This window comes from Bradyrhizobium ganzhouense, assembly GCF_049949285.1.
In the GTDB taxonomy this organism is placed as follows: domain Bacteria; phylum Pseudomonadota; class Alphaproteobacteria; order Rhizobiales; family Xanthobacteraceae; genus Bradyrhizobium; species Bradyrhizobium ganzhouense.
This window is the reverse complement of sequence record NZ_CP181318.1, coordinates 4589544-4604108: the sequence shown is the minus strand read 5'-3', so window position 1 is coordinate 4604108 and position 14565 is coordinate 4589544. Positions and strand designations below refer to the sequence as shown.

The window sequence follows — 14565 nt, the reverse complement described above, 5'->3', positions numbered from 1 at the left end:
TCAGGCCGCGAGCTTGAGCAGATGCGCTTCGTGGCGCACGAGGAAGGCGCGCAGCAATTGCGGATAGTCGGCGCTAACCGCGGTGCGCACGCTCGGACGCTGCGCGAGCGCTACCCGCCACGCACGCACCTTCGGCAGATCCGTGAAGATGCCGAGCTCGGTCAGTTCGTCGAACAGATCGAAATAACGGAAGACGGGCGCGAACACGGCGTCGACCAGGCTGAACGCATCGCCGGCGAAGAATGGGCCTGTGCTTAACGCGGCCTCGACACGCGCGAACTTTGCCGCAAGCGCCCGGCGCTTGCTTTCGAACGTCGCGGGATCGGTCGTGGTCTCCAGTCCCCAGAGATCACCGAGGATCGCCGAACCGAACTCCATCCAGGCGCGGTGCTCGGCACGCTTGAGCGCATCGGCCGGATGCAGCTTTGCGCCGGCTTGCGTCTCCTCGATGTACTCGCAGATCACGTTGCTCTCGAACAGCGCGACCTCGCCCTTGTCGGTCGTCACCACCAGCACCGGCACCTTGCCGAGCGGCGACAGTTTCAGAAACCAGTCGGGCTTGTTGGCGAGATCGATGTCGACTCGCTCGAACGGCACGCCCTTCTCTCTCAACGCGATCACGGCGCGCTGCACATAGGGACAAAGCTTGTGGCTGATCAGTTTCAGTGAGGCGGTCATGGCCATGATCCCCGGGAGGTGCGATGCAACTCCATCAAAGATAGATGCAACTGCATGCACCCGTCAAGATCAATGCACCTGCATCAACCCACCGTGACCTCAGGCAGTCCTCTTTAGGGTCTGGCGATCACCCCGCCGGTCATCGGCATCGGCACGCCCGTGGTGGTGGGGTAGGACAGCGGGAGGCCCTTCAGTCCGCGCGCGGCGAGGAAGCCGAAGGCCTGCGCCTCGATGGCGTCGGAGGCCCAGCCCAGCGTCTCGGCCGCTTCCACGGAGGCCGATCCCACCCGCTCGCGTAGCATGCGCAACATGGTGAGGTTACGGGCGCCGCCGCCGCAGACGATCCAGCTCCGCGGTCGCCGGGGCAGCAGGGGAATGACGCGGGAGATTGCGGCGGCCGTGAAGGCGGTCAGCGTTGCAGCACCATCAGCCGGCAGCACGTCACCGAGCTTGAGCGCGACAAAATCGTTGCGGTCGAGTGACTTCGGCGGCGGGCTTGCGAAGAACGGCAGCTCCAGCGCCCGCGCGATCCAGGCCTCGTCGGCCTTGCCGAGCGCGGCGAACTTGCCTTCCGTGTCGAACGCCTGGTTCATGGTGCGGTACATGAAATCGTCGAGCAGCGCGTTGCCGGGCCCGGTGTCGCAGGCGATCAGCGTCTCGTTGCCGTCGATATAGGTGATGTTGGAGACGCCGCCGATATTGACCACGACGATCGGCCCTTCGCGCGCCAGCGATAGCGCCAGCGCCCGGTGGTAGACCGGCACCAACGGCGCGCCCTGCCCGCCGGCCTCGACGTCGGCGGCGCGGAAGTCGTGCATCACGGGAATATGGATCGCTTTGGCGAGCGCCGGCGCATCGCCGATCTGCACCGTCAGCCGCCGCTCGGGGCGATGCAGCACGGTCTGGCCGTGGAAGCCGACGATGTCGATGTCTTCGGGTTTCATCCGGTTCTGGGCGACGAAGGCGGCGACGGCCTCGGCGTGCGCCAGCGTCACCACGCGCTCGGCCTCCGCCAGAATGCCCGGCCGGGCATCGCGCTGCGGCAGGTGCACGGCCTCGGACAGCGCCTGGCGCAGCAAATTGCGCTCCGCCGGGCTATAGGGCCGGTAGCCCGACGGCCCGAACGCCTTCACCTGCTTTCCGTCGGTTTCGATCAGCGCGACGTCCACCCCGTCCAGCGAGGTGCCGCTCATCAAACCGAGTGCCGTCAACATCATGGATCAGCGTCCTCAAAACACCCCCTCCGGCATGCCGATCTTGTGCCAGAGGGACACATCTTATAATGCCACAGCGCCAAGTGGCGGGCAGCAATCGAGTTCCCAGGGAAGACCCTTAAATTGCGCCCAAAACAGTAAACCAAGAATTGTCAGGCATGCCGACAGATGACTGCATTTAAATCGGATTTCCTCAACACCCTGCAGGAACGTGGTTTCATCCACCAGTGCTCCGATTTCGAGGGGCTGGACGCGCTCGCCGCCAAGGGCGAGGCGATCGCCTATGTCGGCTACGATTGCACCGCTCCCTCGCTGCACATCGGCAACTATTTGACCATGATGCTGCTGTACTGGTTTCAGCAGTCCGGCAACAAGCCGATCACGCTGATGGGCGGCGGCACCACCATGGTGGGCGACCCCTCCGGCAAGGACGAGACGCGCGCGATCCGCACCGTCGCCGAGATCGAGGCCAACAAGGCCTCGATCCGCGGCGTGTTCGCCAAGGTGCTGCGCTATGGCGACGGCAAGAGCGACGCCATCATGCTCGACAACGCGGAGTGGCTGACCAAGCTGAACTGGATCGAGATGCTGCGCGATGTCGGCCGGCATTTCTCGGTCAACCGCATGCTGTCGATGGACTCCGTGCGCCTGCGCCTCGAGCGCGAGCAGGAGATGAGCTTCATCGAGTTCAACTACATGATCTGCCAGGCCTACGATTTCGTCGAATTGGCCAAGCGGACCGGCTGCCATTTGCAGATGGGCGGCTCCGACCAGTGGGGCAACATCATCATGGGCGTCGATCTCGGCCGCCGCATGGGCACGCATCAGCTGTTCGCGCTGACCACGCCGCTGCTGACAACCGCATCGGGCGCCAAGATGGGCAAGACCGCGCAAGGCGCGGTGTGGCTCAACGCCGACCAGTTCTCGCCCTATGATTTCTGGCAGTACTGGCGCAACACCGAGGACGCCGACGTCGCCAAATTCCTGAAACTGTTCACGACGCTGCCGATGAGCGAGATCAAGAAGCTCGAAGCGCTCGGCGGCTCGGAGATCAACGAGGCCAAGAAGGTGCTCGCGACGGAAGCGACCGCGCTGCTGCATGGTCGCGACGCAGCAAACGAAGCGGCCGAAACCGCACGCCGCACCTTCGAGGAAGGCGCACTCGCCGAGAGCCTGCCGACAGTGGAAATTCCGCGCGGCGAACTGGAGGGCGGCATCGGCGTGCTCAACGCCTTCGTCAAGGCGGGCCTCGTCGCCTCGAATGGCGAGGCACGGCGCCAGATCAAGGGTGGCGGCCTGCGCGTCAACGACGAGTCCGTCACCGACGAGAAGATGGCGCTGTCAGCGGCCAGTCTGACGCCGGAAGGCGTGATCAAGCTGTCCTTCGGCAAGAAGAAGCACGTCCTGCTCAAGCCCGCATAGGCGTATGAGCTTTTGATGCTTGTCAGGGCGCGTCGAAGCGCGCTCCCTGACGGGCAATGGATCAGAAAACGCCCAGGGAAACGGCTGCAACGCAGCAAGGCGCAGTGCGCACTGCGCTCGTTGTGCTCGCGCTATGCTTCACGCTCGCCGTGCTCGGGCGGGGCCTCAGCGAAAGCTTCACCGTCTTCCTCAAGCCGATCTCCGAAAGTTTTGGTTGGGACCGCGCGCAGGTGGTCTCGATCTATTCGCTGACCTGGCTCATCAGCGGACTGACTGCGCCGCTGGTTGGCCGCTTGTTCGATCATTCCGGACCGCGCATCGTCTATGCGCTCGGCCTGTTGCTGCTTGGCTCGGCCTTCCTGATCGCAGGCCATGCGCAGGCGCTCTGGCAATTCCAGATCTCGATCGGATTGTGCGTCGGCATTGGCGTTGCCTTCATCGGCAACGTGCCGAACTCGATCCTGCTCGGCCGCTGGTTCGGGCCAAAGCTGCCGACCGCGATGGCGGTGGTTTATTCAGCGATGGGCGGCGGCGTGCTGGCGCTGCTGCCGGCCTCGCAGCTCTTAATTGATCATCTCGGTTGGCGCGAGACCTACCAGCTGTTCGGCTTCGCCGCGCTGGCTCTGCTGGTGCCGCTCATGCTGCTGCCGTGGCGGCTGTTCGCTACGGGCTCGCCGCATGTCGCCAAGAAGACCGATCCTGATTTCGTCGACCACGGCTGGACGCTCGTGAGCGCGATGCGTCACCACGCCTTCTGGGCGCTGTTCTCGACCTTCTTCTTCACTGCGGTCGGCATGTACTGCATCGCCGCGCAGATCGTGGCCTATCTGATCGACGCCGGCTTCCCGCCGCTCCAGGCCGCGACCGCCTGGGGCTTTTCTGGTGTCGTGCTGGTGTTCGGCATGATCGGCGTCTCCGCGCTCGACGGGCTGATCGGGCGCCGGCCATCGGTGCTGCTGAGCTACGCGATCTCGATCCTCGGCATCTTCCTGCTCTGGCTGCTTCAGTATTATCCGAATATCATCCTGCTCACCGGCTTCGTCGTCTGCTTCGGCAGCATGATGGGCTCGCGCGGGCCTCTGATCACGGCAACGGCGATGAAGATCTTCCGGGGCAAGCGGGTCGGCACCATCTTCGGCACGATCTCGATCGGCAGCGGGCTCGGCTCGGCCTTCGGCTCCTGGAGCGGCGGCCTGATCCACGACGCCACCCATGGCTACAACGCGCTGCTCGTCTTCGCACTTGCGAGCGTGGTGCTCGGGATGATTCCATTTCTGATTGTGCCCGCCTTGCGGCGCTAGGTCTCCCGGAGGTAACCTGCATTCATTCGAGCCACCGGGGAACTACGGGCGGGCACGACGCGTAGACGCTTAGAAAATGCGGACAGCGCGCGGCTGAAACCACAGCCTGCGGTGTTTTGTCCGACATGACAAAAATGTCAGCGCAAATTGACCTGGCGCAGCTTGCAGGGCGGGACCGAATGCGGTCCTAGTCGCAGCATTGGATGGAGGGCACAAACCAATGAACTTTCCCTATCTCACTCGCTTTCAGCCGGTTCTCTTGAGCCTGTTTCGCTTCATCACTGGACTGCTGCTGTTCCAGTATGGTGTCGCCAAGCTGTTCAAGTTCCCGGTGCTTCCCTACTTCGCCGATATCCCGCCGCTGATCTACGTGGCCGGAACGCTCGAGCTGGTGCTCGGCGCAACGCTGATGCTCGGCCTGTTCACCCGCCTCACAGCATTCATCCTGGCGGGCGAAATGGCCTTCGCCTACTTCATGGGCCACGTGATGAAGACCGGCACGCCGGTGCTCCTGCCGCTGATCAACGGCGGCACCGCCGCGATCCTGTTCTGCTTCGCCTGCCTCTACATCTCGGCAGCTGGCGGCGGCTCGGTCAGCCTCGATGCGCTGATGGGCAAGGAGAGCGACGCGCCGGGCGGCGCCTTCGCGCGGCGCTGACGCGCGCGCAACCGATCCGCAGACCCGGCACTGGCGTTTCGCCAGTGCCGGGTCAGCGCGAGCCCAGCACGTTCCAGATGAGGACGAGGGCCGCCACGAGCAGCACGGACATGATGATGCGATGAACGAATCGGTTCATTGCCCGTCCAGCCAGACTCGATCACCACCAAAGTCTGAGATCGTTTTCGTCCCGCAAAAATACGGGCGCACGGCATCGCATCGCGATTTGCCTGCACGATAGCGCATAGAGCTGCGAAGGATCACCCGCGCGGCAGGCGCGCGCACGCCTATCTTCATGATTGGTAAGAACTTCATGTTAGCGATGGGAGCAATAACAAGCATATCGTAGGGCTGTGATGAAGCTGCTGAGCCATCTGAAAATCCGCACCAAGCTTGCCAGCATGGTCTGCCTCGCAGCTCTCACCGTCACAGCCATCATCGCGGTATCGACCGTCCTCAGCAAGAGCCGCATGATGGACGACCGGGTCCAGGAGATGAGGGCCGCGGTCGATCTGCTCCACGGCCTCGCGCAGACGTTCCAGGATGACGCCGCCGCCGGCAAGATGACGGTGGACGACGCCAAGCTGCAGTTTCGCCAGCGTGCCCGCAATATGAAGTTCGGCGGCGGCCAGGGCTATCCCGTCGTCTACAATTCCGACACGTCGATCCTGGTCAACGGCGCCAATCCGCAGCTCGAAGGCAAGATCACAGGCGCGACGGATTCCAATGGCGTCCTGATTGCCGATGCCCAGCTCAACGCCGCGAGGCAGGCGCCGCAGGGCGGCGTCACATCCTATCTCTACCCGCGCCCAGGCCAGACCGAGTCCGTCCGCAAGACCGTGTTCGTCCGCCAGTTCACGCCCTGGAACGCCACGATCAGCTACGGCCTCTATGTCGACGATATCGACGCCGACGTGCGCGCACTCACGCTCGAGCTCGCCGCAATTGGCACCGGCCTGATGCTGCTGATGGCGGCATTGTCCTGGCTGATCGCCCGCGATGTGCTCAGCGCACTCGACCGTCAGAAGACCCGCATGCAGGACATCGCCGACGGCGCTATCGACAAGCCGGTCGAGGAGACCGATCGCGGCGACGAGATCGGTCGCATGGCGGAAACGCTCGAAGTGTTGCGGCAGACCGCCTTGACGGCGCGCACGCTGGAAGCCGAACAGGTCGCGGCCAAGGCGCGTGGCGAGCAGGAAAAGCGCGACGCCCTTATCTCCCTCGCCGACCGCTTCGATGCGTCGGTCGGCCAGCTCGTGGGCATGATGGCCTCGGGCTCCGGCGAGCTGGAAGCCACGGCCAAGTCGATGTCGTCGACCGCCGAGGGCACCAACCGCCGCGCCGCCGTGGTCGGTTCGGCTGCGACCGAAGCCAGCCAGCGCGTCCAGACGGTGGCGGCCGCCGCCGAAGAGCTCTCTTCCTCCATCACCGAAATCAGCCGTCAGGTCGCGCAATCGGCCGAGGTCACCGGCCGTGCCGTGGAAAGCGCACGCCGCACCGACACCATCGTGCGCGCGCTGTCGGACGGCGCCCAGCAAATCGAGCACGTCGCCGAGCTGATCTCCAGCATCGCCGCACAGACCAATCTGCTCGCGCTCAATGCCACCATCGAGGCCGCGCGCGCCGGTGAAGCCGGCCGCGGCTTCGCGGTCGTCGCCTCCGAAGTGAAATCGCTGGCGAGCCAGACCGCCGAAGCCACCCGCGAGATCGGCGACAAGATCGCCCAGATCCAGGGCGCGACCAAGGAAGCCGTCGACGCCATCGGCGGCATCACCGCCACCATCGAGGAGGTCAGCCGCATCGCCACCTCGATCGGCGCCGCGATCGAGGAGCAAGGCGCGGCCACCGCAGAGATCGCCCGCAGCGTCTCGCAAACCGCCGAGGCCACCCGGGAAGTCACCACCAATATCGGCGTCGTCAGCACGGCAGCCAACGAAACCGGCAACGCCGCGGGCATGGTCCTCACTGCGGCGTCGAACCTCTCCAAGCAGGCCGAGCAGCTCTCCGGCGAAGTCGGGACGTTCCTGGCGGGCGTACGCGCGGCGTAAGCGGCGCAAAAGCTTAGCGTAAGAACGCCGCTTCTATCGCCGCGCCAGGCTGCAACCGCTCGACAGCGGCCTTGCCGTTCCCGTCGGGCTGTCGCCGGACTGCGCCGACGGCAGCTCGTCGATCGGCGTGTTCTGTTTGCCGGTGTTGAACTCGAAGATCTTGCGGAACACGCCGGGCACCATCGCGGAGATCGGATTGACGCGCATCACGGGAGCCGCAGGCGTGCCGACGACCTCGTAGGTGACGCCGATCAGCCCCTCCTTGTCGCCGCCGCCGAGGAAGAGGCCGAACAACGGGATCTGGCCGAAGATGTTGTTCACACCATACATCGGCACGAACGTCCCGCTCATGCAGACCTGGTTGCCGGGATAATCGATCGAGCCCTCGATGGTCGCGCCGATCATCGGCCCCTTCACCAGGCCATCGCGGACAGTGAGCGCGCCATTCTGCCGGGTAAACTCCGCACGCAAGGCGCTGAAGGCAACGCCGCTGCCCCCCGGAGTGCCGTTCGGCGCGCCCGCGGCGACCCGCTCGAGCTGCGCCTCGCCCTTCACCGTGAAGTCGCGCACGTTGATGAGGCCCTCGCGCGCCGTATTCGGCTCGGATGTCGGCGGCTCCATTGCCACCACCATCTGGCCGCCAACCGCCTTGGTGTAGGTGTCGGTGAACTTCAGTAGCGACCCTGCATCGTTGGTCTGGAGATAGATCACCTCGCGGCTGCCCTGCGCACGCCCACCGCGCAAGTCCGCCGCCACCGGCGTGTTCTGACCGATCCTGCCGCTCAGCGAGAACGCCTTGATCGCCCCGCTGCGCTTCGACATCTTGGCGTCGACGCTGCGCATCGCCTCGCCGTTGAAGCCCGCGACCGTACCCAGTTTCACGTCGATATCGAAATCGACGTTCTTCAGCTTGCTCTTGCCATCGTCCTTGGAATTGCCTGAGATCGCCGACTTCAGGAAGCCGCGGCCGTCGAACACGTCGCCACGCATCGTGCCGCGGACAACGCCGTCCTGGCCGCGCTCGACCTTCAACGACGTCTTGTCACCGTCGGACGGCGCGTAGGTCGGGAAATTCGCATTCATGAGGTCGCCGTTCGGGTCGACTTCCAGCGAGCCCTTGATTGAGGCGCCGCCGCCTTCGATGACGATGTCCTCGAGCCGCGTCGATTGTGCCGTCGGCACCACCTTGAACGTCGCCTTGCTCGACTTGCCCGGCAGCTTGACCCAGCCGGGAAGGATGTTGTCGAGCTTGACCGAGGTCAGGTCGGCCTCGATGCCGAGCTTCGTTGTCTGCTCGGGTCCACCGGCAATCTTGCCGGACACCTTGACCGGCACCGACCCGCTGACGGCAGGACTGAGGTCGAAACCAAGGCGCGCACGGCCGGCGTCGTCGAGCGTCGTCTGCAGCTTGACGTCCGCATCGCCATCGGTCGCCTTGCGGTAGTCGAGCGAGGCCGCCTGCCCGTTGATCTTGACGTCGCCCTTGACCTGGTAGCCCTGGTTGTTGGCGACGATCTTGAGATTGTTGGCCTCGAGCTTCTGGTTCATCACCAGCTTGTCGGCCGCAAAGCCATTGAGATCGGCAGTGACGGCGTAGACGGTGTCCGCCTTGGTCAGCTCGCCCTTGACCGGCAAGCCGAGCTGGATGTTGGCCGTGAAGGTGCCCTTGCTGGTGTTGGGATCGACCACGGTCGACGACAGGTCGCTCAGGCGATCATTGGACAACATTTCGGCCGCCGCCGGCACCGGACCTTCGACACGGAAGCGAGTCCGCGAGGGCGAGGGTTTCGGCGCCATGTCCGGCACCTCGAAGGTAAAGTCGGAGATGGTGATCTTGCGGCCCGCGGGCGTGTCGGCAATGCCCTGGGCGATATTCACTGTGGCGGTGCGTCCGGTCACGTGCGCCTTGAGGTCGGCGTCGTGCACAACCGGCATGCCGTCAACGGGACGAACCGCGACGCCACTCGCCACGATGTTGACCGACAGGCCGTCATCCGGAATGGGCGGTCCCTTGCGCGGAAGGTTCCGCGTCGGCGAGTTGATGCCGACCTCGATGCGCTGGAGCGAGCCACGCTCGATCCGCTCAATCACCCATTGGCGCAACTCGGGCACCACCAGCGTCGGCCACATCCGCTTCATCGCTGAGGCCGACATCGGCGTTCCCGCAAAGCCCAGCGTCAGGCGTGGCTCGCCGGAATAGTCGATCGCGCCGGTGCCGGCGACGCCGATCTCGCCGTTGGAGATGTCGGCCTGCGTCAGCAGCATGCGCTTGTGATCAGTGTCGAAGCGGAAGCCGATCGCGATGCGGTTGAAGACGAGCGGCGGCTCGTTGTCGATGCCACCGAGCAGGATCGAACCGCCGCTGAAGCCGAGCTGCCAGTCGTTGGTGGTGCCATTGGGCGGCTCGAGATGGGCGAGCAGCGTCAGGCGATTGGCGCCGGAGAGGATCTTGAACGGTGCGACCAGCACCCGCCGTCCCGCATCCCACTCGACATTGATCTCGGCCGAGTCGATCGCCATCGGATAATCGGGCGTGTCGGTGTCGATGATGTTGCCCGCACCGATCGTGACCTTGCCGCGGAAGAACGTCGGCACACCGTCGCGGCCGAGCTCACCCTTGAGCTCGCCGGTCAGAGGCAGGTCGGCCGTATAGGTGAGGTCCTTGACGCGCAGCGCCAGCAGAATGTTGGCGGTCGACACCTTGTCGGCGCGGATATCGATCGAGCGCACACCATTCTCGCTCGGCCCGATCGTGGCGCGCAGCGACCACGGGCGCGCGCCCTCTTCGCCAAAGCTCAGAGCGACGCCGCCCTGGGTCGGCCGGCGCAGGCTGAGCGTGATGTTCTCAAACGTCCATTTGCTGCCGCGCTGCTGATCGTCGACGATCAGATTGCCGTTCTTGAGACCGATCTCGTTGAGGTTCTGGCCGTCGAGGCCGGTCAAGCTCAGGCTGTCGAGCCAGTCGAGGCCCTGAAGAATTCCACTCTGCGCGGCGGGCAGAGGTGCGGCCTGGGACGCATCGGGGGTTGCAGGCGCCGTCCCGAACGGCGGCGGCGGAACGCCGTCACGTGGGAATGTCGGCGGCAGGCCCGCTTCCTTCTTGGACGCGACGCCGGTTGCGAGCGGCTTCGCCGTGTCGCCGGCGGACACCGTGACGGTCCCGTCGGGCGCGATCCGGATCGCGAGCTCGGCGTCGACGAGGTTGAGGCTTTCGGCGCGCAGATGCCCGGTGAGAAGTGCCGCCCCCGACAGCCGCACCTCGGCCTTCGGCGCGCTGGCGACGATGGCATGGTCGTGATCGCGGACGATGATGTCGCGGATGCGCACGGCAATCCGGACCCGCCCGGCGCGCTCGATCTGGGTGCCGCCGACCTCCACGGTATTGCCGTGGCCGATATTGTCCTCGATCGCTGCGGCGAGCCAGGGCGTCGCCATGTCGAGATTGATGGGTCCGGCGCCAAGCCGCCACCACAACGCGCCAAAACAGCCGACGAAGATGACGATCAATGCGCCGAGGACGACGCCCATCCGGCGGAGCCACCGGCCACTCGGCAGCACCCGCCGAAACAATGAGAAACCGTCACCGACCGGGATGCGCGCGCTGGAACGCGACAACAGGCGGCGTGCGCGATGACCCGCCTCCTCTTCCTGATCTTGATCCCAGTCGGCCTCGTCCCATTCCGGCTGCTCGTGATGGCCGCCGTGCCGATCGAAGTCCCGATTGTGATCCTGGGGCGACGTATTCCTAGCCATTGCCTCTCGATACAGGCGCCCGTCGTACGATTGAGCGCCGCCGGGACTGCAGCCGTCGACGGGAATCGACGCTCCCCGCCCCGGCATTGCCGCCATACCTCGAATGTTCCTGCTGTTCGTCATTTCGCCCCGGGAGCGCGTTCAACGAGCAGTGGGGTGGTGCGTGGAATTCCTTGTAACCATACTCCGTCGCCGCCAAAATTGCCCAGCCGAGGGCGCGAATCCGGCACGCCGGACGAGAGCTGCAATACCGCTTTGGTTGACCCGCCGAAAGCGACGAAAGGAAGGCGTATGTCCAAGAAATCCCGAAAGAAATCGTCCAAAACGCCCTCCGGCAGTCCGACCGCTAAAAAGAAGCCCCAGAAAACACCGGCATCGACTCAAACACGTGGCGCGAAAACACAGCCGGCATCGGCAAGCAAATCAAGCAAAGCAGGCGCGAAGGCAGCATCGCATAAGGCCGCATCGAAACGGTTAAAATCTTCTGAAAAGGCCTCTAAGCCCGCCGCGTCGGCGTCCGCCGTTTCGGCAAAGTCCCTGACCGAGGGCCAGAAGGCGCCGGCCTTCCGCCTGCCCCGCGACGGCGGCAACGTCGTCACCCTGTCGGACTATGCCGGCCAGAAGCTCGTCCTGTTCTTCTACCCCCGCGCCGACACGCCGGGCTGTACCCGCGAGGCGATCGACTTCACCCGGCTCAAGGACGCCTTTGCCGCGGCAGGCACCGCCGTGCTCGGCATCTCGGCCGATCCGCTCAAGGCCCAGGAGAAGTTCCGCGACAAGCACAGCCTCGGCATCCCCCTGATCTCGGATGAAGCGCACGAGATGCTGGAGGCGTATGGCGCGTGGGGCGAAAAATCCATGTATGGCAGGAGCTTCCTCGGGATTCTTCGCACTACGGTGCTGATCGGGGCCGATGGCAAGGTGACGAAGATCTGGCGCAACGTCCGGGTCGACGGCCATGCCGACGAGGTGCTGGCAGCGGCAAGAAGTCTTTAACCAGCCCGTTAAATTCGAGCGTTCCCGTTTCCGGAAAATTAACCATGACCGGCCCAGATTGCTGCGGCAATTAGGCCGCAAGGAACCGTTCCGACCGGCGCGGGAGTGCCGATGTCGAAAAGTTCTGCCCAATATTCGCAGCACCCCCATCATCATTCCCACGACCACGGACGCGCCTTCCATCGCCGTCCTGCCGCTGCTGCAACGGCCGTTGCGATTCCCCTGCCCGACGCCGACGACGCTTACACGATCGTGCATCACGGCAAGCAGGTTCGCCTGGGGCCCGTCGTGTTCTGGATCGTGGTCGGCACCGTCGTTCTGCTGGGCCTGTGGTCGGCGGCGACCGCCACCTATTTCGCCTTCCGCGACGACGTCCTGACCCGGCTGATCGCCCGTCAGGCCGAGATGCAATACGCCTATGAGGACCGCATCGCCGAGCTGCGCGCCAAGGTCGACCGCACCACCAGCCGGCAATTGCTCGACCAGGAACAGTTCGACCAGAAGCTCGATCAGATCATGAAGCGCCAGACGGCGCTGGAGTCCCGGGCGACGGCGCTGGGCGCCATGCCTGATGTCACCGGATCGATTCCCCGCTCGACGCCGCAGCGTGGTGACGCGAACCAGACGACGACGCCCAAACCGTCGCCGATCAGCGACACCGTGATCTTCGTGGCGCCGCCTGACCGCGAAGCAAGGCTCGAATCGCGTGCGCCGGCCGTGATCGCCCCGCCGGTCAATCAATTCGCCAAGAACCAGGGCTTTGACAATGTCCTGGTCCGGCTGACGAACTCGCTCGATCAGGTCGAGCGCCGCCAGGTTGCGGCGCTCAGCGCCGTCGAGGAAGGCATGGATTCGCGGATGCGACGGATGCGCGGCGTGGTCAGCGACCTCGGTCTGAACATCGCCAGTCTCGAGGCCGCCGTGCCGCGCGCCGCGATGGGCGGCCCGTTCGTGCCGGTGAAGCTGACCGCGAACGCAGGCCCGTTCGAGAAGCAGCTCTATCGTATCAACGTCACCCGCGCCGACATGGACCGGCTTAACCGCACGCTTGCGCAGGTGCCCTATCGCAAGCCTGTCGTCGGCGAGGTCGAATTCACGTCCGGTTTCGGCGTGCGCAGCGATCCCTTCCTCGGCCGGCCCGCGATGCATACCGGCCTCGATTTCCGTGCCGCGACCGGCGATCCCGCGCGCGTCACCGCCAACGGCAAGGTGGTCTCGGCCGGCTGGTCCGGCGGTTACGGCCGCATGGTCGAGGTCGATCACGGCAACGGGCTGTCGACCCGCTACGGCCATCTTTCCGAGATCAACGTCAAGGTCGGCGAGATCGTGAAGATCGGCCAGGTCATCGGCCTCGTCGGCTCGACCGGCCGTTCGACCGGCCCGCATCTGCACTACGAAACCCGCATCGATGGCGAAGCCGTCGACCCGCAGAAATTCCTGCGCGCCGGCGTGCGCCTCAGCGCGGGCTAATCCTCTCGGACGCGCCGCGCCGACAAGCCACGAAGCGAGAAATCACAGCACTCACGCGCAATCCGCGCGATCTGCCCGGCCAGCGGATCGACGGCGTCCGCGCGCGTCACGGCAAAATACCTGATCTGCGGGATGGCCGGCGACGTCCTGATCGTGCGCAGCAAGCCGATCTCGATCTCATGCCGGAAATACTGCTCGGTGAGAAAGGTGATGCCGAGCCCGGCCACGGCCAGCGCCGAGAGGACACTCAGGCTGTTGCACTTGACAACGCGATTGAGCTTGATGCCGCTCGCGCCCAGCCAATCCAGAACGAGCTTCTGCAAGCCTGATCCTTCCCCTTGGGTGAGGATCGGGAAGCGGGCGATCTCCTCCAGCGCCGCCTCGTCGGCTTTGGGACCGACGCCGGGCGCCGACATCCATTGCAGTGTAACGCTGTCGAGCGGCAGTGCGTTGAAGTCGGCACTCGCTGGCGGATCAAGACCAATCACGAGATCCAGGCGACGATCGGCGAGCTTGTCCAGCAGCACGACACTCGACTCCACTTCAGGCTCCGGAATGACCGCCGGATAGGCCTCCTTCATGGCCACAATCAGTTTCGGAAGCCAGGTCAGCGCCACGAGCTCCGTGACGCCAAACCGGAACGCACCACTGAAAGCCAGCGGCCCTGCGGCGACCTGGCGCATTCGCGCCTCGAGCTCCAACAGCTCCGCGGCGAGCTCGATCAAATTTTCACCGCTACGCGTCAGGCTGATCGTTCGACTGTTGCGATCGAACAGCGTGCTCCCGACCGTTGCCTCCAATTCGGCGATGCGCTTGGAGATAGTCGATTGCGCCAGGTTCAGCCGCTCCGCGGCGTCAACCACGCCGCCCAATTCGGCAATCCAGTAGAAGGCTTCGACCTGCTTCAGCGTCAGGCTCACCATGGCTTCGATCCCATAAATCGAAAAAAGCGATCCGTTACATAGAAAAATATTCACTTTTCTTCAAGTCGTTCAGAGGGCAGGCTTCAAGCGAAATCCGCG

10 protein-coding genes are annotated in these 14565 nt (G+C 64.7%); 6 read left to right on the top strand and 4 right to left on the bottom strand.

Going from position 1 to position 14565, the window contains the following annotated elements:
* Both ACLFLU_RS21025 and ACLFLU_RS21020 read right to left on the bottom strand, forming a co-directional pair.
* Positions 1–678 carry a glutathione S-transferase family protein gene (locus ACLFLU_RS21025; RefSeq protein WP_426406794.1) on the bottom strand — a complete coding sequence of 226 codons (678 nt, stop codon included), beginning with the start codon at positions 676–678 and terminating at the stop codon, positions 1–3.
* A 113-nt stretch (positions 679–791) separates the two neighbouring features.
* Entirely contained in the window at positions 792–1895 is a 1104-nt protein-coding gene (locus ACLFLU_RS21020) for an anhydro-N-acetylmuramic acid kinase (RefSeq protein ID WP_426406793.1), read from the bottom strand.
* Between the two features lie 165 nt (positions 1896–2060).
* Between ACLFLU_RS21020 and tyrS the strand changes: the two genes are divergently transcribed.
* The 4 genes from tyrS to ACLFLU_RS21000 all read left to right on the top strand — a co-directional run bounded on the left by tyrS (position 2061) and on the right by ACLFLU_RS21000 (position 7324).
* Positions 2061–3314 (top strand): tyrosine--tRNA ligase, encoded by a 1254-nt coding sequence (gene tyrS, locus ACLFLU_RS21015; RefSeq protein ID WP_426406792.1) that lies wholly within the window; start codon positions 2061–2063, stop codon positions 3312–3314.
* Between the two features lie 56 nt (positions 3315–3370).
* Positions 3371–4615, top strand: coding sequence for an MFS transporter (locus ACLFLU_RS21010; RefSeq protein ID WP_426406791.1), 1245 nt, complete (start codon positions 3371–3373; stop codon positions 4613–4615).
* Between the two features lie 220 nt (positions 4616–4835).
* A complete protein-coding gene (locus tag ACLFLU_RS21005; protein WP_426406790.1) occupies positions 4836–5273 on the top strand; it encodes a DoxX family protein in 438 nt (145 codons plus the stop codon).
* 356 nt (positions 5274–5629) lie between these two features.
* Positions 5630–7324: a methyl-accepting chemotaxis protein gene (locus tag ACLFLU_RS21000; RefSeq protein WP_426406789.1), complete on the top strand. Its 1695-nt coding sequence runs from the start codon at positions 5630–5632 to the stop codon at positions 7322–7324.
* A gap of 33 nt (positions 7325–7357) precedes the next feature.
* Here ACLFLU_RS21000 and ACLFLU_RS20995 read toward each other — a convergent pair whose 3' ends face one another.
* Positions 7358–11164 carry a DUF3971 domain-containing protein gene (locus ACLFLU_RS20995; RefSeq protein WP_426414038.1) on the bottom strand — a complete coding sequence of 1269 codons (3807 nt, stop codon included), beginning with the start codon at positions 11162–11164 and terminating at the stop codon, positions 7358–7360.
* A gap of 204 nt (positions 11165–11368) precedes the next feature.
* Here ACLFLU_RS20995 and ACLFLU_RS20990 point away from each other — a divergent pair, with 204 nt between their 5' ends.
* Positions 11369–12073 (top strand): peroxiredoxin, encoded by a 705-nt coding sequence (locus ACLFLU_RS20990; RefSeq protein ID WP_426406788.1) that lies wholly within the window; start codon positions 11369–11371, stop codon positions 12071–12073.
* A 111-nt stretch (positions 12074–12184) separates the two neighbouring features.
* A complete protein-coding gene (locus ACLFLU_RS20985) occupies positions 12185–13543 on the top strand; it encodes a peptidoglycan DD-metalloendopeptidase family protein (RefSeq protein WP_426406787.1) in 1359 nt (452 codons plus the stop codon).
* Here the strand turns inward: ACLFLU_RS20985 and ACLFLU_RS20980 are convergent.
* A complete protein-coding gene (locus tag ACLFLU_RS20980) occupies positions 13540–14466 on the bottom strand; it encodes a LysR family transcriptional regulator (protein WP_426406786.1) in 927 nt (308 codons plus the stop codon). The genes ACLFLU_RS20985 and ACLFLU_RS20980 overlap by 4 nt on opposite strands.
* Between the last annotated feature and the right edge of the window lie 99 nt (positions 14467–14565).

Excerpts from the sequence above, each read along its gene's own strand:
- ACLFLU_RS21025 (WP_426406794.1), bottom strand. The coding sequence starts at position 678 with ATGACCGCCTCACTGAAACTGATCAGCCACAAGCTTTGTCCCTATGTG.
- ACLFLU_RS21005 (WP_426406790.1), top strand. The coding sequence starts at position 4,836 with ATGAACTTTCCCTATCTCACTCGCTTTCAGCCGGTTCTCTTGAGCCTG.
- ACLFLU_RS21010 (WP_426406791.1), top strand. The coding sequence starts at position 3,371 with ATGGATCAGAAAACGCCCAGGGAAACGGCTGCAACGCAGCAAGGCGCA.
- ACLFLU_RS20985 (WP_426406787.1), top strand. The coding sequence starts at position 12,185 with ATGTCGAAAAGTTCTGCCCAATATTCGCAGCACCCCCATCATCATTCC.
- ACLFLU_RS20995 (WP_426414038.1), bottom strand. The coding sequence starts at position 11,164 with ATGCCGGGGCGGGGAGCGTCGATTCCCGTCGACGGCTGCAGTCCCGGC.
- ACLFLU_RS21020 (WP_426406793.1), bottom strand. The coding sequence starts at position 1,895 with ATGATGTTGACGGCACTCGGTTTGATGAGCGGCACCTCGCTGGACGGG.
- ACLFLU_RS20990 (WP_426406788.1), top strand. The coding sequence starts at position 11,369 with ATGTCCAAGAAATCCCGAAAGAAATCGTCCAAAACGCCCTCCGGCAGT.
- ACLFLU_RS21000 (WP_426406789.1), top strand. The coding sequence starts at position 5,630 with ATGAAGCTGCTGAGCCATCTGAAAATCCGCACCAAGCTTGCCAGCATG.
- ACLFLU_RS20980 (WP_426406786.1), bottom strand. The coding sequence starts at position 14,466 with ATGGTGAGCCTGACGCTGAAGCAGGTCGAAGCCTTCTACTGGATTGCC.
- tyrS (WP_426406792.1), top strand. The coding sequence starts at position 2,061 with ATGACTGCATTTAAATCGGATTTCCTCAACACCCTGCAGGAACGTGGT.